18 protein-coding genes are annotated in these 19012 nt (G+C 41.4%); 13 read left to right on the top strand and 5 right to left on the bottom strand.

Annotated elements, in window-relative coordinates:
• Nucleotides 1–64: 64 nt before the first annotated feature.
• Nucleotides 65–853: an HIRAN domain-containing protein gene (locus AC4E8C_RS22760; protein ID WP_490208903.1), complete on the bottom strand. Its 789-nt coding sequence runs from the start codon at nucleotides 851–853 to the stop codon at nucleotides 65–67.
• 187 nt (nucleotides 854–1040) lie between these two features.
• Between AC4E8C_RS22760 and AC4E8C_RS22755 the strand changes: the two genes are divergently transcribed.
• On the top strand, nucleotides 1041–1652 hold the full coding sequence (locus AC4E8C_RS22755; RefSeq protein ID WP_490208902.1) for a tetratricopeptide repeat protein: 612 nt from the start codon (nucleotides 1041–1043) through the stop codon (nucleotides 1650–1652).
• A gap of 110 nt (nucleotides 1653–1762) precedes the next feature.
• Here the strand turns inward: AC4E8C_RS22755 and AC4E8C_RS22750 are convergent, their stop codons facing one another.
• On the bottom strand, nucleotides 1763–3007 hold the full coding sequence (locus AC4E8C_RS22750) for a YHYH domain-containing protein (RefSeq protein WP_490208901.1): 1245 nt from the start codon (nucleotides 3005–3007) through the stop codon (nucleotides 1763–1765).
• A gap of 329 nt (nucleotides 3008–3336) precedes the next feature.
• On the opposite strand from AC4E8C_RS22750, the gene AC4E8C_RS22745 reads away from it, so the two are divergent.
• From AC4E8C_RS22745 to AC4E8C_RS22710, 8 genes are all read left to right on the top strand, one after another.
• A complete protein-coding gene (locus tag AC4E8C_RS22745) occupies nucleotides 3337–5169 on the top strand; it encodes a cache domain-containing sensor histidine kinase (RefSeq protein WP_490208900.1) in 1833 nt (610 codons plus the stop codon).
• A complete protein-coding gene (locus tag AC4E8C_RS22740; RefSeq protein ID WP_490208899.1) occupies nucleotides 5147–5848 on the top strand; it encodes a response regulator transcription factor in 702 nt (233 codons plus the stop codon). Before AC4E8C_RS22745 ends, AC4E8C_RS22740 begins: the two co-directional genes overlap by 23 nt.
• 99 nt (nucleotides 5849–5947) lie before the next feature.
• The gene (locus AC4E8C_RS22735; RefSeq protein WP_490208898.1) at nucleotides 5948–7240 is read left to right on the top strand and encodes an ABC transporter substrate-binding protein; all 1293 of its coding nucleotides are present in this window, start codon (nucleotides 5948–5950) and stop codon (nucleotides 7238–7240) included.
• Nucleotides 7241–7302: 62 nt separating this feature from the next.
• The gene (locus AC4E8C_RS22730; RefSeq protein WP_490208897.1) at nucleotides 7303–7995 is read left to right on the top strand and encodes a hypothetical protein; all 693 of its coding nucleotides are present in this window, start codon (nucleotides 7303–7305) and stop codon (nucleotides 7993–7995) included.
• 116 nt (nucleotides 7996–8111) lie between these two features.
• Nucleotides 8112–8939: a carbohydrate ABC transporter permease gene (locus AC4E8C_RS22725; RefSeq protein WP_490212632.1), complete on the top strand. Its 828-nt coding sequence runs from the start codon at nucleotides 8112–8114 to the stop codon at nucleotides 8937–8939.
• On the top strand, nucleotides 8929–9762 hold the full coding sequence (locus tag AC4E8C_RS22720; protein WP_490208896.1) for a carbohydrate ABC transporter permease: 834 nt from the start codon (nucleotides 8929–8931) through the stop codon (nucleotides 9760–9762). Before AC4E8C_RS22725 ends, AC4E8C_RS22720 begins: the two co-directional genes overlap by 11 nt.
• Nucleotides 9763–9810: 48 nt before the next feature.
• The gene (locus tag AC4E8C_RS22715; RefSeq protein ID WP_490208895.1) at nucleotides 9811–11151 is read left to right on the top strand and encodes an FAD-dependent oxidoreductase; all 1341 of its coding nucleotides are present in this window, start codon (nucleotides 9811–9813) and stop codon (nucleotides 11149–11151) included.
• A gap of 88 nt (nucleotides 11152–11239) precedes the next feature.
• Nucleotides 11240–12889, top strand: coding sequence for a DUF4127 family protein (locus tag AC4E8C_RS22710; RefSeq protein WP_490208894.1), 1650 nt, complete (start codon nucleotides 11240–11242; stop codon nucleotides 12887–12889).
• Nucleotides 12890–13583: 694 nt separating this feature from the next.
• On the opposite strand, the gene AC4E8C_RS22705 is transcribed toward AC4E8C_RS22710, so the two are convergent.
• The 3 genes from AC4E8C_RS22705 to AC4E8C_RS22695 all read right to left on the bottom strand — a co-directional run bounded on the left by AC4E8C_RS22705 (nucleotide 13584) and on the right by AC4E8C_RS22695 (nucleotide 15676).
• Nucleotides 13584–13757, bottom strand: coding sequence for a capping complex subunit for YIEGIA (locus AC4E8C_RS22705; RefSeq protein ID WP_490212631.1), 174 nt, complete (start codon nucleotides 13755–13757; stop codon nucleotides 13584–13586).
• Nucleotides 13758–13795: 38 nt separating this feature from the next.
• Complete coding sequence (locus AC4E8C_RS22700) at nucleotides 13796–14704, bottom strand: YIEGIA family protein (RefSeq protein WP_490208893.1); 909 nt, start codon at nucleotides 14702–14704, stop codon at nucleotides 13796–13798.
• Between the two features lie 318 nt (nucleotides 14705–15022).
• Nucleotides 15023–15676, bottom strand: a complete 654-nt coding sequence (locus AC4E8C_RS22695) for an HAD family hydrolase (RefSeq protein WP_490208892.1) — start codon at nucleotides 15674–15676, stop codon at nucleotides 15023–15025.
• A gap of 270 nt (nucleotides 15677–15946) precedes the next feature.
• Here AC4E8C_RS22695 and pcp point away from each other — a divergent pair, with 270 nt between their 5' ends.
• Genes pcp through AC4E8C_RS22675 form a run of 4 tightly spaced genes read left to right on the top strand, consistent with a single transcriptional unit; the run spans nucleotide 15947 to nucleotide 18968 of the window.
• Nucleotides 15947–16564, top strand: a complete 618-nt coding sequence (gene pcp, locus AC4E8C_RS22690; protein WP_490208891.1) for a pyroglutamyl-peptidase I — start codon at nucleotides 15947–15949, stop codon at nucleotides 16562–16564.
• A complete protein-coding gene (gene pxpB / locus AC4E8C_RS22685; RefSeq protein ID WP_490208890.1) occupies nucleotides 16528–17295 on the top strand; it encodes a 5-oxoprolinase subunit PxpB in 768 nt (255 codons plus the stop codon). The genes pcp and pxpB overlap by 37 nt, the downstream gene beginning before the upstream one ends.
• Nucleotides 17296–17320: 25 nt before the next feature.
• Nucleotides 17321–18100, top strand: a complete 780-nt coding sequence (locus AC4E8C_RS22680; RefSeq protein WP_490208889.1) for a LamB/YcsF family protein — start codon at nucleotides 17321–17323, stop codon at nucleotides 18098–18100.
• Entirely contained in the window at nucleotides 18084–18968 is an 885-nt protein-coding gene (locus AC4E8C_RS22675; protein WP_490208888.1) for a 5-oxoprolinase subunit C family protein, read from the top strand. Before AC4E8C_RS22680 ends, AC4E8C_RS22675 begins: the two co-directional genes overlap by 17 nt.
• Nucleotides 18969–19012: the final 44 nt, after the last annotated feature.

Raw genomic sequence — 19012 nt, 5'->3', positions numbered from 1 at the left:
GAAATAGCAGTTCTCCGAATGGAAACTGCTATTTAGCAGGAGTAATAAGTCTGCGAACCTGACCTTAGTGATTTTCGCTATACTCGTATAAGTCTGTCCAGTCTTCACTTGGGTCGTAGTCATCGCTGCCTCGTTCTGACTCATCCCAAAAGTACCTTTGGGATGAATAATCATCATATTCATCATCTAAATAACTTCGACTCGTATAACTGCTTGGTGTTGATGCATAGGATGATAGTTTACTTGTTTGAACGGCCGGAGCAACTGGCTTATGGTTTGCTACTTTATTGGCATCGGTGGAAACTAACACTTCCAATCCATAATGATAGCCATTTCCCCCCAGCTTTTTGTTGATCGTGGCAAAAAAGGAATGGCCTGCGTCCATTTTCGGTGCAAGCGTAGCCGCTACATCACGTGGAACCCAGCCGAGGTTTTGATTTTGGCTGTTATAAATGCCGATCGCATTCCGGTCATAGGCATTATTACGATCCCGTTTAATGGTCACTTTATCGTAAACACTCAGTCTAGAAATTAATCCTTGTCTGCCGTCATAGGTGACTCCCGCCAATTTCACAAATTGATGGACATAAGGCTTGGTAAGCTGCCAGCCGCAGCTGCTGCAAACCTTGGAATGGCTATTGGTTTGAACCGATGTGGTTTTACTGCATCGTGGACAAGTCATATTTTTATAGCTTGGTGTAGTACTAGAATTGCTTGTATTTTGATACGAGTTCGTTCGGGTGGTCGTACTGGAGTTAGAATTGTAACTAGAACTAGAACTAGAACTAGACCCTGAGCCACCGGCACTTGAAAAGAACCAAATAACCGCAATAATAATTAGAATTGTAAACATAACTTCCCCCACTTTTCTGTTAAAAAAGAACTATTTCCATACTATTTATGTAATTTTACTATAACAAAAGATATGGTATAATTCACATGTTATTTTTGTAAAATTTAAAAGAATAAGATAGAAAACAGTTATTTAGTGGTAAGTTTGTACTAACAGTTTTTTAAAACAGCGTAGGAGTGTTGTGTAAATGAGTAGTGTAGATCAGTTATTAGATCAAGCGGTGTCCTATAAAAGGGCTGGCAATTTAGAGTCAGCAAAAGATTGCTATATTAAGGCTGTGGAGTTAGATCCCCATAATATGATGACATACATCAGTTTAGGAAAAACAGCCCATCTATTAAAAAATCAAAACTTGGCGGTGAGAAGTTATTTAGCGGCCGTCCATATACAACTATCTCCCATTGAAAAGGCGATAAACGCTAATAATTTACCTATTCATTTAAAAGTTCAGTATGATACCTTCCCAAAAGATTTGCTAGCCACATTGCCGAGGAAGTCAGCTTTTACCGTGTTTATCGATGCCAATACGCCAAGGCATCTGGCCCATTCAGTGATTGATTTAACAGGCGGAACATTAAAAGAGAATCCACAATTAGTGCCTTATTCCGAAGTTTACCGTGCTCATATATTCGGAAATGGGACATATGAGAGCGTCTTACAAAGATTCGGTTTAACTTCAAGCAGCCAAATCGAAACGGATGAGAATGTATACATTCCATACGGACGGAAGTTTATCATGTCAGAACTAATATGGGATAAGATTCAAAGCAATAATGTTCTTGATCTTTATTTCAATTAGGATTGACCCCTAGGTTCAAAAAGAATAAACATCGAAATCAGTCTAATTCAAAAAGAGGATAGCAGCGATGCTATCCTCTAATCCAACTAAATTATAGTAGTTTCCTCATTTTACTTTTTCAATAGTTTTGAGTTGTTACTTGATTTTTTCTTAGCTATATAGAATCTTCTCCCAAGCCAGCCCAAAGCTAGTACACCGACACCGCCGGCTGCTGCCTTTTTCGTGTTACTTTGTTTTTCTTCATGTTCCTTTAGGCCTATCTTGTAGTAATGTTTGAAGATCACTTGGGCTTTGTCGTATTTTTTAGGAATTTTTAATGCATCTCCCGTTTTTCCTAAAGAGTAGCCCTCATTTTGAATCTTCTCTATTTCTTCATTCGATTTAAATCCTTCTTTATACCATTTTATAAATTTTTCATTCGCCAGGTTAGGAGTTTTGTATTTTATCAGGGTAAAGGCAGCTTCGTAGCCTTGCTTTACATAACTTTCCTTTAATTCGCTTTGGCCCTGCTTGTATCCCTCTTGATAGGCATTAACATACATCTCGTCGACATCTGTAGGAGGGGAATTTACATCCTTTTTCCCGTCGGCATACCCTAAGCTAGTTAATTCTTTTTTCTTGGCTTCGACTCGTTCCGATACAGCTTTATTAAATCCACCTTCAAAGGCCGCTTTCAGACCTGCATGTGAGGCATATGTAGTAGGAATCTCGATTATGTCTTGTTTCTGTCCTAAAGCATACCCTTGATTGGTTGCATTTGTTTTTTCTGCTTCAATTTTTGCTTTTCCTTCATCATATCCCTTTTTGTAACCAACAGAATAGCCAACATTGTAATCCTCGGAGCCAGCGGAAGTGGTCATATTACTAGATGCTTCTTGGTATCCATCTTTCAGACCCGCTTGATATCCAGCTGTTTCTCCCTTTTGATTGTCTTGTTCTGCTTGTATGTGGGCCTTTTGCTCGGAACTATTGTTGATCAATGTCAGATCATATCCACTTGGTGCTTCACAAGGGATCCCGTCATCTACCACACCATTACCCCAGCCATCTAGATTTTCAGGGTCGTTGGTTGCTGAGTACCCCTTGGAATTCCAATAGGCGATCATATCATCGTACGTGGCAAAGTCTGTACAATCCTTATCATTGATATTGGTGCTTTTGCTACTAGTAGTACTTTTTGATGTGGTGCCTCCGCCGTTATGATAGTGATATTCTCCCGTGCTAAGCCCCCAATTGCCGCAATTTGTTCGGCATGTATGGCCTCCGTTTGAATCCGTTCGCCCTGGATGTGCAGAGACGAATGTTCCAAACATAAAAGTAAATAGCAAGGTAAATAGTGCTATTCTCTTACTCATTTTTCTCCCCCTTATTCACAAAAACCACTACTATTTTTTCATATTACTAAGTTCTTAATAGTGTATTACTATTTTCACATATTTACCAACCTATGGCAAACACTTATTCCCTTATATTGGGAGTTGTTTAGGGCTTGCGAATCCTAAAAACTTAGGGAGCATGGACCAGAACCAGGGGTTCATCTATCTACTAAAAATAGGTACTAGGTTGTAAGTTAGGATAAATGGGGGCAATCAGCTATTCTTCACACCCAACAAAGGAATTTATGCTAAAAATGTAGAAAGAAGTAGAAAGATAGTAAGTAGAGTGAAGGGTGAAGGGGATTTGGATGAAGTTGAGGATTAGTAAACAAAATATCAAAATATCATTATTATCACTTCCATATCGTGTTAAATTAGTTCTCGTTTTCTCCATTCTTATCTTACTAACGGGAGCACTTCTTGGAAGTATTACGTATTATCACGTGGCAAAGTCAACTCAGGAACGTACGGAGGAGTATCAAATCCAATTGGCTGTCCAAATCAATCGAAATTTGGACCGGTATCTGAAAGAGATGCAAATCATTTCATTATCCCCGCTCTATAATCAAGAAGTAATGGATATTCTTCAAAATCACCAAACACCAAGTGATAAAACGATGTTTCCACCTGCCAATGAAAGAATTACATTATGGCGATATATTTCTAGTTTGATTCATATGAGAAATGAGATTAAGGGCATACATCTCATGGCGAATGATGGAACCATCTTCAGTAATTTAGATTCTAATACCGTCATGCTTAAAGTATTTGATCGAAATAGTGAATGGATGAGGAAAATAAGTAAGGCAGACGGGGAGTGGGTACTGCTTCCCCTCCACCAGCCCAATTATTATTTACGTAAAGATGTCACTGTTTTTTCTGTTGCGAGGCTGATTAGAGACCCGGAGTCGTATAAACCCTTGGGGATTATCAAGATCGATTTAAAGCAGGAATTAATTCAAGATATTTTAAGCGGGACAAATATAGCCAGCCGTATGTTTATTTTAAACTCGGAAAATCAATTCATTTATCCAAAAGAAAATGATTCACTTATGGGGAAGACGGTTTTATCCAAAGTCAACCAGTTCAAAGAAAACACTCATATGAATATTACCATTAAAGATACAACGTATTTGGTGGTCTATAATGAGTCGCCCTATTCAGGGGTGAAAATGATTATGTTAACTCCACGTGCAGCCATATTAAGTGAAGTTAACCAGATTCGTAAAGTGATGATCCTGATTGTTATCATAGGCATTTTTATCTCACTGCTATTGGCTTTTATGCTTTCCAAACCTTTGGTGAGCTCTATTTATACCTTAAGAAAAGCGATGGAAAATGTACAAAAAGGCAATCTGCATCAAAGAGTATCAATCCAATACCATGATGAAATCGGACAGTTGGGAAAGGGATTCAATCATATGATTAATGAAATTGACCGTTTGGTTTCAGAAGTGTATAAAACAGGGCTGCGTGAGAAAGAGGCGGAAATCAAAGCATTGCAAAGTCAAATGAATCCTCATTTCCTTTACAACACGCTTGAGACCATTAATATGCTTGCTTTAACCAAGGGGAATTTGGAAGTATCTGATATGGTTTCCTCTCTGGGCAGATTATTGCGGTATACCATTGATAACTCTTCCAAAATAGTCACTTTAAAGGAAGAACTAGATTTTATTCATTCCTATGTGGCGATTCAAAAGGTGAGGATGGGGGAGGAGCTTCAATATGTGGAAGAAATTGAACCGTCTTTATATTCGATCCTCATTCCGAAACTCGTCTTGCAGCCGCTTATAGAGAATGCCATTATCCACGGTCTTTTTGGACAAGGCGGACGGATTGTCATCCAAGCAGCCAGAAAGAAGGATCATATAGAGATCATGATTGCTGATAATGGCAAAGGAATTACAGCTGAAAGGTTGGAGGAGCTAAGGCAGTCACTGGAAACAGGTCAAACCAATCCAACTCAACATCATAGTGGGATTGCATTGCCAAATGTGCATGAACGCATCCAACTGCTTTATGGAAAAATGTACGGAATGAGGGTAGAGGGTCAAGAACACCGCGGTTTTTCCGTTGTCTTGACCATGCCGATTCAGCAAGGGGGGATTGAGGAAATTGAAAGAAATATTAGTGGTTGAAGATGAGGCTATTATCAGACAAGGTTTAAAAGTTTTACTTGAACAAGTTATGGGCGGTTTTCAAGTAGTGGAAGCCAAAAGCGGTGAGGAAGGAGTAGCCATTGTCCACCAGCGGCTTCCTCATTTAATCATCACGGATATCCGCATGGGAGGGATGGATGGTCTTACTTTTATTTCAAAAGTGAGACAACTATACAAGGAAGTTCCGATTATCATCCTAAGTGGCCATAGTGACTTTGAGTATGCCAGAACGGCCATGCGTTTTGGCATACGGGATTTTTTACTAAAGCCGATTAACCGGATAGAACTGTCTGAAGCCATTTCAAATATCTTTAAGGAAAACAAAGCAGAAAGTCTGCCTGTTTCCAAGCAGTTTCAAGACATTCTTCAATTTATTGATGACCATTTAAGCAATGACATTGCCCTTAGTCAAATTGCCGAATATGTGCAGTTGAATCCACAATATGTTGGTCAATTGTTTAAGTCCGAATTAGGAACGACCTTTACGGAATACATGGTGGGGGTACGCTTAAAAAGGGCGAAGAAGTTATTAAAGGAGACTCATTTAAAGGTATATGAGGTTGCACAGCTTTCAGGCTATAAAAGTCCAAAGCACTTTATGACGGTGTTTAAGCAAGAAACGGGGATGACACCGATCGGCTACCGTAAATTTTCTTAAATTTTAAAAAATATGAGAATAACGAACTATTTCTAGTTTGGAGAGGATATATTTTCAATCCCTTTTTCATTAAAATCAGAAACAAAGGGAGGTTATAACATGATAAAGAAGATGGGAATCATTTTTTTAGCTATTCTTTTGATAGCGGTTTCAGCAGCATGCAGCAAAGATTCCACACCCACTGCCTCAAATGAAAAAGGCTCAAAAGCGAAAGATGAGCCGGTCGAATTGACCTTTATGATGTGGGGGAATGAAGCCCACCAAGAGGTCTATAACAAGTTAATCGCCAAGTTTACGGAAACACATCCAAACATTAAAGTGAAAATGGAGAGTGTGCCTTTCCCTGACTATCAGCAAAAGATTACCGTGCTGGCTGCCGGAAGAGAATTACCTGACGTAGGCTGGGTAGCCGAGCGAATGGTACCGCAATTCGAGGAGAATGGGATATTAGACGATGTTTCCTCATTCAAAGACGATAAAGAATACAAGATGGATGACTTCTTCCCGTCCACGTTGGATTTGTTTAAAAAAGACGATAAATTATACGGCATTCCATTTTCAACACCGCCGATGGTAATGTTCTACAACAAAGATTTATTCGAAAAGGCTGGCGAAAAAACGCCAAACGAATATGTTCAAGCTGGAACATGGACTTGGGAGCAATTTGAAAAGTCAGCCAAAGCTATCTCGGAAAAAGGAACTTACGGAGCGAACTTCTTCCGTGATTGGAATACCTGGATTGCGTTATTATCACACACTTGGAGCTATGGCGGAGACCTATTTAATAAGGATCAAACCAAGTTCACTTGGAACAGTTCCCAGGGTGTAGAAACACTAAAGATGCTCGACAGGATGATGTTTAAAGACGGGTCCCATCCAAAAGCAGGCGAGCAAGTAAGTTTTGAGTCTGGAAAAATTGGTATGTTCTTCGATGTGTATAGTTATGTTTCCCGTGCCCGAGAAGTAAAAGATTTTGCTTGGGATATCGCTCCGCTTCCGGAAGGACCTGAGGGAAGATTCCCGATGCTAGGGCAAGCTGGATATGGACTATTCAAAGGTTCCAAGCATCCTGAGGAAGCCAAAGAATTGCTAAAATTCTTTACAAGCCAAGAGGGGATTACCGCGACATCAACTTACTTTGTACCGCCGCGTGAATCAGTTCTTAGCTCGGATGAATTTGTCAATCAGCCAAATAATCCGCCAGCGGAAAGCATTAAAAGAGCTGTCATTGATGAAATGGACAATGCCCGACTACAAGCGGGACATATGGAATGGCAAAAAATTGATAGTGCGATTCAATTTGGCTTTGATGAATTATTTGGCCAGTTGAAAAAGCCTGAAGACATATTAAAAGGTATGGAAGGTAAGATTGATCCATTATTGAAAAAATAAGCGCGATGCGGTTAATCCTTCGATGGATTAACCGCATCCCTTTTAATAGGGGTGTAAAAACATTGAGCTCTTCCTTAACACAGTTATTAGAAACAAAAAAACTAACCTTAATTGTCAGTCTCCCGGAAAATCGCTTGGATCTTGCCCGTGCAGCCACTGATGCTGGAGTGGACGTCATTAAATTGCATGTAAATGTCGATCATCGTGCCTCGGGAAACAGCTTTGCTTCCGTTAGCACGTATGAAGAAGTTTTTCGCCAATTGAGAGAGGAATTTTCCGGTCCGCTTGGGATTGTTCCCGGGGGCAATTTCGAAGCGATCAATCGCCTGGAGATGGACCAGTTAATTCAATTAGGTTTTAATTTCTATTCTATTTATGCCCATCATAAGCCGGGCTGGCTCATGCAGCTAGACGGGATAGAAAAGACATTTGCGATTACGAGTGAGTATCAATTTAGTCAGTTGGGTAAGGTGCAGCATTTTGGCGTATCTGCGCTTGAAGCGTCGATTATTCCGGGAGAAGAGTACGGCACTCCTTTGACCTTTAAAGATATCCTTGCCTACCATGCGCTTGTGCAACGTGTGGATGTCCCAGTTATGGTCCCGTCCCAAAGGAAGATTGAGCCATCTGATATTCCTCTGCTTTATCAGGCGGGGGTAAAAGCTGTCATGCTGGGGGCCGTTGTGATTGGCAAAACCGAAGAAAGTATTAAAGGAGCTATTTCATCTTTTAGAGAAACCATTGATTCATTGTAAAGGAGGCTGCGAAGTTGGAGTTAAAAGTGAAAACAGAAGAAGGCCTGCTTATTAAAAAGGGACGAAAGAAAATTTGGGGCAGTGAAGCCTTTTATGGCTATTTATTTATTAGTCCGATGGTGCTTGGCTTTTTGCTGGTTATGCTCGTTCCTTTCATTTATTCCGTCTATATGAGTTTAACCGATTGGAAGCTGCTTGGTGACCCCAATTTTATTGGCAGTGAGAATTACCAGCGTTTAGTGAATGACCCTGATTTCTGGGAAGTGATGAAAAATACACTCCTCTTTTCCGTGGGCTTGGTTCCGTTAAACATTTTGATTGCGTTGTTATTGGCCCTGCTGCTGCAACGTCAATTACCAGGGATTGGCCTGTTTCGAACGGCCATTTTTATACCGGTTATGACCTCAATTGTCGTTTGGTCCATCATATGGAAGTACATGTTTGGAACGGATGAAGGATTTATTAACCAAATACTCGGTGTTTTTGGTATTACTGGCCCTGCCTGGCTATACGACCCAAAATTGGCCATGGGTGCTGTGATTGTCGTAAGTGCTTTGAAAAATGTGGGTCTAAATATGGTCCTATTCCTTGCGGCCCTGCAACAGGTCGATAAAAATCTTTATGAAGCTTCCTATTTAGACGGTGCCAATAAACTTAAACAATTTTGGCATGTTACCCTTCCGATGATAACCCCTACTGTTTTTTTAACGTTGATTTTAACGGTGATTGGCTCGATGAAGGTTTTCGGGCAGATCTTTGTTATGACTGGGGGCGGACCAGGGAACCACACGAAGGTACTAGTTTATTATATTTGGGAAAATGCCTTCAAATTGTTTGATTTTGGCTATGCTTCTGCCATTGCTATTGTTTTATTTGTGATTATCTTATTCTTTACACTCGTCCAATGGAGCGTTAGAAAAAGGTGGGTTTTCCATGAACAATAAGAAAAGTAATATTTTTATTAAAGCAAGCTTTTATGGCATCTTATCGCTTATTTCTTTGATTATGATTGTTCCATTTATATGGATGATTAACACATCCTTTAAGGACTCTACGAAAATCTTTTCGTTTCAATTCATTCCAGATCCATTTAGGTGGGAGAACTATCTGCATGTCCTAAAAACGACTCCCTTCCACCTTTTTTATTTTAATAGTTTTTACATTGCCGTTTTAGTTACGATCGGGACGATTTTTTTCGGCTCACTTGCCGGTTATGCCTTTGCCAAATTGAAGTTTAAAGGAAGCAATCTCCTGTTTTTATGTTTATTAAGCACGATGATGATTCCTGTCGAAGTCATTACGATTCCACTATTCCTCTTTATGAGGGATTTAGGGTTGATCAACACCCACGTCCCGCTGATTGTCATCCCTATTTTAGGTCCAGCGGGCGTGTTTGGGATTTTCGTGATGAGGCAATTTTTCTTATTGGTTCCAAAGGAATTAGAAGAGGCGGCCATGCTGGATGGATGCGGGTATTTTCGAATTTACTGGAATATCATGCTGCCACTGGCGAAACCGGCCATTGCCACGCTAACCATTTTTACATTTTTAACAAGCTGGAATGAATTCTATGAACCGCTTATTTATATCAATTCAAAAGAACTGATGACCCTGCCATTAGCTTTGGCACTATTCACGGATGAGGTAGGAACCAGGTGGGAGTTATTGATGAGTGCATCGGTGATGGCCACGGTTCCATTGTTAGTCATCTTTTTCTTTGCCCAAAAACAATTTATCGAGGGCGTTACGATGACGGGTGGAAAATAATGACTGTCACGAAGACAGGCGGAAAATTTTTAAAAGGATGTGTCTGGTTTGAAAACAGAACTAACTTTTGATGTGGTGGTTGCAGGCGGAGGGCCTGCCGGCATCAATGCAGCGATCGCTTCGGGAAGAGCAGGAGCAAAAACCCTTCTGATTGAAAGATATGGTTTTTTGGGAGGGATGTCGACGGTTGCCCTAGTGTATCCGTGGATGACCTTTCATACGAATTCCGGTAAGCAAGTGATTAAAGGAATTGCGCAGGAGATTGTTGAGCGGTTAATGGACATCAACGGTTCACCGGGCCACTTGCGGGATACGGTAGGATTCACCTATTCGTTAACCCCTTATCATCCTGAAAAATATAAACTATTGGCTTTAGATATGTTAGAGGAAGCTGGGGTTGAAGTCCTTGTTCATAGTTTCGTAGATAAGATAGAAGTGGAAGGAAACCAGATTACCTCACTTGGTCTTGCCACAAAATCAGGTCCTATCCGCGTTTTTGCCAAGAGATTTGTAGATACGACAGGAGATGCCGATCTTGCGTATCTTTCCGGTGCTCCTTGTTTGAAGGGAAGAGAGGAAGACCATAAAACACAGCCGATGACGATGAAGTTCCGGATGAGGGGCGTAAACCTTGAAAAAGTAAAAGAGGAAATGAAAGCAAATCCGAGTAATTTTTACAAGAAGACCCCCATTGATGAATTGGATCACATTCCGTTAACAGGAGTTCAGGGCTTTTATAAGGAATGGAGTGAATCCGGTGTCCCGATTAATCGGGATCAAGTTCTCTTTTTCGCCGGGCCGGAGGAAGATGAAGTACTCGTCAACTGTACTCGTGTGCAAGGACTGGACGGAACAGATGTATTTGATTTAACCGCGGGGGAAAAAGAAGGAAGAAAGCAAGTTCTGATGATGGCAGAGTTCCTGCAAGCAAAAATTCCGGGTTTTGAAAAGGCCTCTATTTCTGCTGTGGGAACTCAAATAGGTATCCGCGAATCACGCAGGATTGATGGTCAATATGTCCTTACTATTGAGGATGTTGTCAATGGCAAGAAATTCGAGGATACCATTGCGGTAAGCGGCTACCCAATTGACATACATGATCCAAGTGGTAAAGGCGTTCAAGCAAAAGACATCGAAGGAGATGGCAGTTATGGCATTCCGTACCGCTGCCTCGTGCCCCAAGGAATTGATAATTTATTAGTAGCGGGGAGGTGTATTTCAACCACTCACGAAGCATTAGCCACCACCAGACTAACTCCAAGTGCAATGGCAACGGGGCAGGCTGCCGGAACCGCCGCAGCACTCTCCATCACCGATCATGTCGCACCAAAAGACCTAAACATCACCAAGCTAAAAGAACATTTAGCTGAAAATGGGGTAGTACTTTAAGGGCATGGGGACGGTTCTCATGCTTCATTTCCTTACGCTCTTTGAAGCAGAAGAACCGTCCCCATGGTCTATTAAGAGGAGGAAAATCGTGAAGTATTGGAAACGAATTTGTTCGATAGGCCTTGCTGTTGTTTTGTTATTTAGTTCTATGGGGATGATACAGGCAGCTGGGAAGGAGAAGTCGCTGGCTACCATTTTAGTGGTCCCACTGGATGACCGCCCAGCCAATATTTACTTTCCTCAGCAGGTTGGACTGTCATCGGGTGTGGAGGTAATGATTCCGCCAAAGAATATGATTGGCCATTTCACCGATCCCGGTAATGGGGAGGAAATTAGTAAATGGATACTTCAAAATGCTGATAAGGCAGATGGATTTGTCATTTCTACAAGTATGCTTGCCTATGGGGGCCTAGTGGCATCACGTACAGGCGTTAAATCATTAGAAGACTCGCTTCAGGATATTCAGGTTATTAAGAAACTCAAAGAATTATATCCAAATAAGCCTGTCTATGTATACGATACGATTCAAAGGCTGGCCGTAACGGCTATTAACGCTGAATACGAAAAGTATTATTCTCTTATCAGCGAATGGGCAATTTTGTATGATAAGGTCGTTAATTTAGGAATGGATGGTAAAGAGAGACTCGCAGAACTGGAGTCCTTAATACCTGCTTCTGTTTTAGAAGATTACAAGCAAGCTAGAGCAAGAAATCACACAGTGAACAAACTCATGATTGATTGGGTGGATCAAGGTTACATTGACTATTTAATACTATCCCAAGATGATGCTGCTCCTTATGGAGTGCATCGTGCGGAGAGGGAGCAATTAATTGAGAAGGTCAATGAGCTTAAAGTCCAGGATCAAGTTTCCGTTTTCCCTGGTGCAGATGAAGTGGATGTCGTATTGGTTTCCCGATTTGTGAACCAATTCTTCCATTCCTCGCCAAGGTTCTTTGTTGAATATGGAGGGATCGACGGAAAGGATTGGATTGCGCCTTTTGAGGATACTACTTTTGATTACAATGTGCAAAAGCATATAACTTCAGCAGGTGGTACGATAGTGGGGAATGAAAACCAGGCAGATATTCACCTTCTGTTAAATACACCTTCAGCTAGCAGTTCAACGAGATCAAAAGATATTGACGGGCTAGTTAATCGAACAAAAGAGTTAATCGCAAATGGTCAGCAGGTGGCCATTGGGGATGTTTTGATTGTGAATAAGGCCGATGAAGCATTTGTCACGGAGCTTGCTGGGCAGGTAGATTTAACAAAAATTCTTTCTTATAGTGGCTGGAACACGGCTGGAAATGCACTTGGGATCACGGTTGGTCATGCTGCTTCAAGGTATGCCTTCTTATCTCAAAAGTCCGGATTTGGGGTTCCATTGTATGAGCAAACGGCGAAAGCCCATTACGAATTCTTACTTCACCGGTTTGCCAAAGATCAAGGCTATAAAAATGTGGTCCACCCGGCCGCAAGAGCGTATATCCAACAAATAGGGGCAAGCGAGTTTTCCCTTGGTGACAAATATGACCAAGTAAACAGTTTTGTTGTGGAGAAATTAACAAAGGAAACTGAACACTGGTATCAATACTTTGATGGGAAGCAGGTTTACATTGGTTCAAGGGGAAACAAAGATTTTTACAAAACGATTTCTTCATTAGAAAGCGTTCATGTAAAACTACCTTGGCCGCGAATCTTTGAAGCAGAGCTTGAACCAACATTAAAATTAAAATAATGAAGGTGGGACGGGGAGATAGATTCTTTGTCCCTTTTTTGTGTCGCTATCTCGACAAATTTTTTAGACTATTTTTGTGTTAAAGTTAGGAATTTAGCATGGTAAAGGCTCTTCTAAACAAACGTTTGGTTAATGTTGAAAAGAGGGGGTTTTTTTAGAAATGTGTAAAATAATAAGAATTTTATCTTATTTGGTAGAAAGTTAGGTTAATGTAAGATGAAATACGATTTGGTTTACGACAATCTTTTTCCTGCTAGTTCGGGGGATTGTGAATACAGTGCGCCATTCAACCGTTTTAACCAAACGTTTGATTAAAAGAGAAAATAGTCGGTCTTTGTCATTTTTTATAAGGCCAATATTAGAAAAAATGTTCTTGCTGTTTAAGGTGCGATTTTTTAATAGGGCTCTGTTATTATTATTGTCAATTATCGTACGAGTATAGAGTTCATAGACGGAGGATTTCCGGCTATTGTATAAAAAGGAAGCTTAAAAAGCAAAAATAGGCGGAGAAATTCCGATTAACTGATCTAAATAAGGCAAAATACAAAGATTTGAATCACTTAAACGGAAAAACTCCCCTTATTTTTTAAGAAAGTTTATGTATTTTCTTTTTTAGCGGAATTTTTTCCGTTTATTTTAGGGTCAGCCCCACGCTCAAGTAAAGTTTAAAGCAATGGAGCGTGCTCATTATTTTTTATCCTCCTCTTATGACTAAATAATCTCCTGATGTCATTTTAACAACATCGGCCTTCAGTGCTTTTGCAATATCAGCTGTCATTGTTTTTTGCTCTTCTTCATCTTTTGCTAATAAGGTCAATTGTTTCCCGCCTAATATTCGGGTTTTATCCAGTGTCACAAGAGCGAGAATATCATAATTTGGTTTGGTACTAGCTTCACGTCCCAGTTTTATTTCCTCCCCACCATATTTGTATTCATAACAGCCTTGCTTTTCTTCACGCTTTCAAGAAGCGGTGTTTTCTTCACAGCTTCAATTAATTTATCTTTATCATTCATAACCGGGACTAAGGCGATCACAACCCGGCCATTTTCAAAATTCCTGCGAGTAAAATGATATCTTTTAACTCCCAAGGTCCTTGTTGCTTCGAATAAGGCAGCCTGCCTTTGCCCGAAATTCTCTAGTGTAACCCGAAAATGATCTTCCTTCGGCTTTATGACCACAGCACGGCCCTCTTCTTGAAACAGTTTTGATGCATTTTCGGTTCCAAGAAGGTTTGATACATAAATTCCATCAACAAATAGTTCATGATTTTTCACTTCAATCCGTGCTTCTTCCACTTCGGCAATATCGCCGATCGTTTTTCCTTTCGAAAAGCGTTTTAATAGAAAAAGAAGGATGAGACCCACGACACAGCCGGAAATGATATTGATCCAATTTGACTTACTATCGACAAGCTGCATGGTAATCGCTGTCCCTAAAGCGACAATGAGAGAAAAATAATTTCTGGATTCAAAGGTTTTGGCAATTCCATCAATATAAGCATCGCCTCGATAGGCATATTCTGTATTTTCCAAGTCCTTTAAACTTTCTCTTTCCGATTTTCTAACATCCCTAAATTGTTGGATGGCTAAGGTTAAAAACGTAACGGCGATGAAATTTTTTGTCATTAAAGCGGGGATGGCAATGGCTCCTAAAGAAGCAGCCACAAACCCTGTTACCAAATGAATCATATACCCATTAGGATAGCTTGGGGACTGTCTGAAATCTTCCTTAATCGTTAAAATACGTGCTAATGTACCAATAATGATGGAAGTCACAATTAATATAATTTGTTCTTTTGATATTGGTCCGCTCATTAATATCCCCCATTCTTCATTCATAGTCTTTGGAGAAGTATGAGAAAATATGTAATAAGGCAGGTGAATTATGGTAATTTTGGCGAGAGAAGCAACCTACTCTCGGATGGCGTAGAAATACTCACGGATGGTGGAGAAATACTCTCGGATAGCGTAGAAATACTCTCGAAAAGCAAACCTACTCTTGGATAGCCGCCACTCAGCTAAAGGTTTGAGGATTAAGCCCTTATAATGGTGTAAAAGAAAATAGGCCATCATCATGTCCCGTATTAAGAAAACGGAGGACATAATGATGACCCGGATTACAATAAATGAAGATCACTCGTTAACCAACTTTATCAATTCTTCCAATTTTGCCTCTGCCATTGAAGTTATTTGGTGTGTTGCATCGGAGAAGTCCAAATGAACGGTGACACCGTTTGGGACGACGATGCAGTGGAGGCCGGCGGCTTTTGCTGCTAGCATCCCGTTTCGTGAATCTTCAAAGGCAACTGCTTCTGAGGCCGATACTTCCAATGCCTCGAGTGCTTTTAGATACAATGCAGGATGGGGTTTCACCAATTCCACGTCATCACTCGTTTTGATGGCATCAAAATAATCATAGATTTGCAGCTTCTTTAGATAACCTTCCACCCAATTACGACTTGAACTGGAGGCAAGACCTATTTTAAGTCCTAATTCCTTTGCTTCTTTTAGGTAACTCTCCACCCCATCTCTTAAAACGGGCTCGCCCATCTTGGCTGAAAAAAGCCCATGTGTGGATTTTTCAATTTCATCAGGAGATACCGGGGATGGAAGATTTAGGTTGATATACTCGTATAAAGCCTCGTCAGTCGTTCCAATGACAGTTGAAAACTGTTCGATCGTTAAATCAAGCCCTTTGCCGGCTAGCACTTCCCTGTAACATTCGTACCAAATGGATTCAGTATCCACAATTAACCCATCAAAATCAAAAATAATCGCCTTCAACAATGATCACCTCATCATGAAAAGAGACCTATTCGTTATAGGTCTTCCTTTAAAGTTTTAATTACGAACATTATACCGTAATCATTATGAATAATGTTAAAGGGGGACACATTATTTTGCTAATAAGCGAAAAATAGGATCTGTCATGCCCCTGACTTTTTCAAAGACTAATAGATTTTAAGCGGGGTGGAAAATGATAGAATAAAGATACAGCTGGAAATTGTTTTGCGACCTGGAAAGAACCACTTTCATAATAGGGAAGGAGCTTTAAACATGAAAACACTATTGTTAACAGGCTTTGAGCCATTCCTGCAATTCACCATCAACCCGACCATGCAGATTGTCGAGGAATTGAACGGTTTAGAAATTGGCGATTACAAGATCCATGGTGAGATTCTATCAGTGGATTTCAAAAAAGCAGGGTCACAGTTAGCAGCACATCTTGAGAACATTCAGCCGGATGCGGTTATTTCACTTGGCCTTGCCGGCGGCAGATACAAAGTAACCCCCGAGCGGATTGCGATTAATGTCAATGACGGGCAACCCGATAATAATGGCAATACGCCAGTGGATGAGTCCATCCAGCCGGAGGGGGCGGATGGGTATATGACGACGCTGCCTATTCGGGCAATGGTGGACCGCCTGAAAGAAGCTGGCCTGCCTGCAGAGATTTCCAATACGGCAGGGACGTATTTATGCAATCATGTTATGTATCAAGGATTGCATTATATGAAAACCCACAATAAGAAAATGCCTTCTGGGTTTATTCATATCCCAGCTTCACATGAGCTGGCCATTCAGCACGGAAAAATTCCAAGTTGGTCGCATGAGGATTTGAAAAAGGGAGTCTACACTTGCATCCAAGTGTTAGCGGAGCAGGGAATACAATGATGGTTCCACATGTCCATATCACGGGTGAGAGAAGCATCCGTTTTGCATTCGGCAGTGAGGTGGGGAAGGAAACCTTTCACCTAGTGCAGCAATTTTGCGAAATGGTCCAAACGGAATCCTCTTTCTATATGGAAGAGGTCGTTCCTAGTTATCACACGGTTACGGTCTATTTGAAAAAGGATCTGGTGGATAAGGGACCGTTCATTCAGACACTATTAGCAAAGTGGGAAGGTTATTTTAAAGAGGAAATGGTCCACAAGCCAAGAACGCTTCGGATTCCTGTTTGTTATGGCGGGGAATTTGGGATGGATATGGAGAGAGTGATGAGTCGTACAGGATTAACTACGAATGAAATTATTACTCTTCATTCCCAACCACTTTACACGGTATATATGATGGGGTTTTTACCAGGTTTCCCTTATTTAGGGGGCCTGAATGAAAAATTGACCACTCCTAGGCTGGCTGAACCAAGGTTGAAGGTTCCAAAAGGAACGGTCGGCATTGGGGGCAGTCAAACGGGCATCTATCCATTAGATTGTCCGGGCGGATGGAATATCATTGGAAGAACGCCGCTGGATATTTATGACCCCAAGCGGGAAGAACCTTTTTTTATCCGAGCGGGGGATCAGCTTAAGTTTGAACCCATTTCATATGAGAGGTTTCTTGAAATCGAGGCGGAGCTGGGGGAATATCCGGAACTGATGAAGGAGTTCGTAGAGGACCCAGTGTAAAAAAATCGTAAAAAGGTGGTGTTGGATGATGAGAATTGATTTAAATGCCGATGTGGGAGAATGTTTTGGTGCTTATAAAATTGGGGAAGACAGCCAGTTATTTGCATCGATTACCTCGGCGAATATTGCCTGCGGCTTTCATGCAGGGGACTTTAATGTGATGCATGACACCGTGAAAAAGGCAAAAGAAAAAGGGGTTGCCGTGGGGGCGCATCCTGGTTACCCGGATCTCCAAGGATTCGGCCGCCGCCAGTTGCAAATGAAGCCGCGCGAAATTTACAATTTGATTGTCTACCAGATTGGTGCTCTTAAAGTGTTCTGCGATATTCATGGCCTTTCTTTGCAGCATGTTAAACCGCATGGTGCCCTTTACAATACCGCAGCGGAGAATTCAGCGGTTGCCGAAGCCATTGCCGAAGCCGTAAACGATACCGTGCCAACTGCCTATTTATTTGGCCTTTGTCACAGTGAGTTAGTGACGGCTGGAGGGAAAATTGGTCTCAAAACGGCATCAGAAGCCTTTGCAGACAGGCAATATACAGATGACGGACGTTTGTGTCCCCGTCATCTGCCGAATGCTGTTTTGAAATCATCTGATGCCATCCTTGCACAGGTTCATGAGATTATTTTTCATAAAAGAGTGAAAGGACTTTCCGGAAACTGGATTCCGTTGCAAGCAGACACCATTTGTTTCCACGGTGATGGGGAACATGCAGCCGAGCGCACAGCCCAAGTCCGCCAGTCACTGGAAAAAGAGAATATTCGTGTGATCGCAGTAGGAGCCCCCGATGATACCGCTTTTTAAAGTAAAAAAAACGGGAGTCTATGGATCCATTCAGGACAAAGGCAGGGTGGGCTTCCAACGATTCGGTGTGCCTGTATCAGGTCCAATGGACGCCTATGCTTTCCAATATGGACATACGATATTGCGAAACTCCCCAGGTGACCCGGCGCTTGAATTGTTTCTTGGCGGCCACGAATTAGAGGTGTTGTCGGACCATCGAATCGTGATTACTGGTGCGGATTTACGGGCACAGATTGATGGAAAGGAAGCGCCGCTGTGGAAGACCCTTTCTATTTATCAAGGTCAGACGTTAAAGTTTGCCGGACCAAGGTGGGGAAGCATCGCGTATGTGATTCCTGAGGGCGGATTCTACTCAGAAGAAATGTTAGGGAGTGCTTCTGTTTATCCGAAAGGGCTGCTGGGGAGTCCGCTGCAAAAGGATATGATTTTGTATGCACGAATACATAAGAAGAGTGGCTTTCAGAGAGGGTTAATCAAAAGTGAAATTCCTGAATACGCAATGGATGTAAAGGTAAAGCTTTGGCCGAGTCCTCATTGGAATTTATTTGCTCCGGGTAGTTTAGAGGAGTTTTTTCAGTATACCTACACGCTTAAGGCTGGGGATCGAATGGGCTATCTTCTTAACGGAACGCCTCTTAAGTTTAAGGAAAGCAGTGATATCCTCTCGGAGGCCACCCAATTTGGCACGATCCAAGTTCCCAATAACGGCCAGCCCATCATACTAATGGCAGACGCGCAGACAATTGGTGGTTACGCCACCATTGGAAAAATAGTAAATACAGATTTATGGAAAGTCGCTCAGCTCCGCCCTGGCGGTAAAATACAGTTTTCTTCCATCTCGGTGCCTGACACCGGATTCTATTGTTGATTTTAGGCGGAGAATTTCCGGCTAATGTAGAAAGAGTATGCATA

This window comes from Neobacillus sp. SRL179 (assembly GCF_984799095.1).
The sequence above is the reverse complement of the archived record's forward strand: the minus strand, read 5'-3'. Positions and strand labels throughout refer to the sequence as shown.

What these genes read in the sequence shown, in the direction of transcription:
- AC4E8C_RS22735 (WP_490208898.1), top strand. Translation starts at nt 5,948, where the DNA reads ATGATAAAGAAGATGGGAATCATTTTTTTAGCTATTCTTTTGATAGCG.
- AC4E8C_RS22755 (WP_490208902.1), top strand. Translation starts at nt 1,041, where the DNA reads ATGAGTAGTGTAGATCAGTTATTAGATCAAGCGGTGTCCTATAAAAGG.
- AC4E8C_RS22675 (WP_490208888.1), top strand. Translation starts at nt 18,084, where the DNA reads ATGATACCGCTTTTTAAAGTAAAAAAAACGGGAGTCTATGGATCCATT.
- pcp (WP_490208891.1), top strand. Translation starts at nt 15,947, where the DNA reads ATGAAAACACTATTGTTAACAGGCTTTGAGCCATTCCTGCAATTCACC.
- AC4E8C_RS22760 (WP_490208903.1), bottom strand. Translation starts at nt 853, where the DNA reads ATGTTTACAATTCTAATTATTATTGCGGTTATTTGGTTCTTTTCAAGT.
- AC4E8C_RS22725 (WP_490212632.1), top strand. Translation starts at nt 8,112, where the DNA reads ATGGTGCTTGGCTTTTTGCTGGTTATGCTCGTTCCTTTCATTTATTCC.
- AC4E8C_RS22700 (WP_490208893.1), bottom strand. Translation starts at nt 14,704, where the DNA reads ATGAGCGGACCAATATCAAAAGAACAAATTATATTAATTGTGACTTCC.
- AC4E8C_RS22750 (WP_490208901.1), bottom strand. Translation starts at nt 3,007, where the DNA reads ATGAGTAAGAGAATAGCACTATTTACCTTGCTATTTACTTTTATGTTT.
- AC4E8C_RS22680 (WP_490208889.1), top strand. Translation starts at nt 17,321, where the DNA reads ATGATGAGAATTGATTTAAATGCCGATGTGGGAGAATGTTTTGGTGCT.
- AC4E8C_RS22720 (WP_490208896.1), top strand. Translation starts at nt 8,929, where the DNA reads ATGAACAATAAGAAAAGTAATATTTTTATTAAAGCAAGCTTTTATGGC.
- AC4E8C_RS22745 (WP_490208900.1), top strand. Translation starts at nt 3,337, where the DNA reads ATGAAGTTGAGGATTAGTAAACAAAATATCAAAATATCATTATTATCA.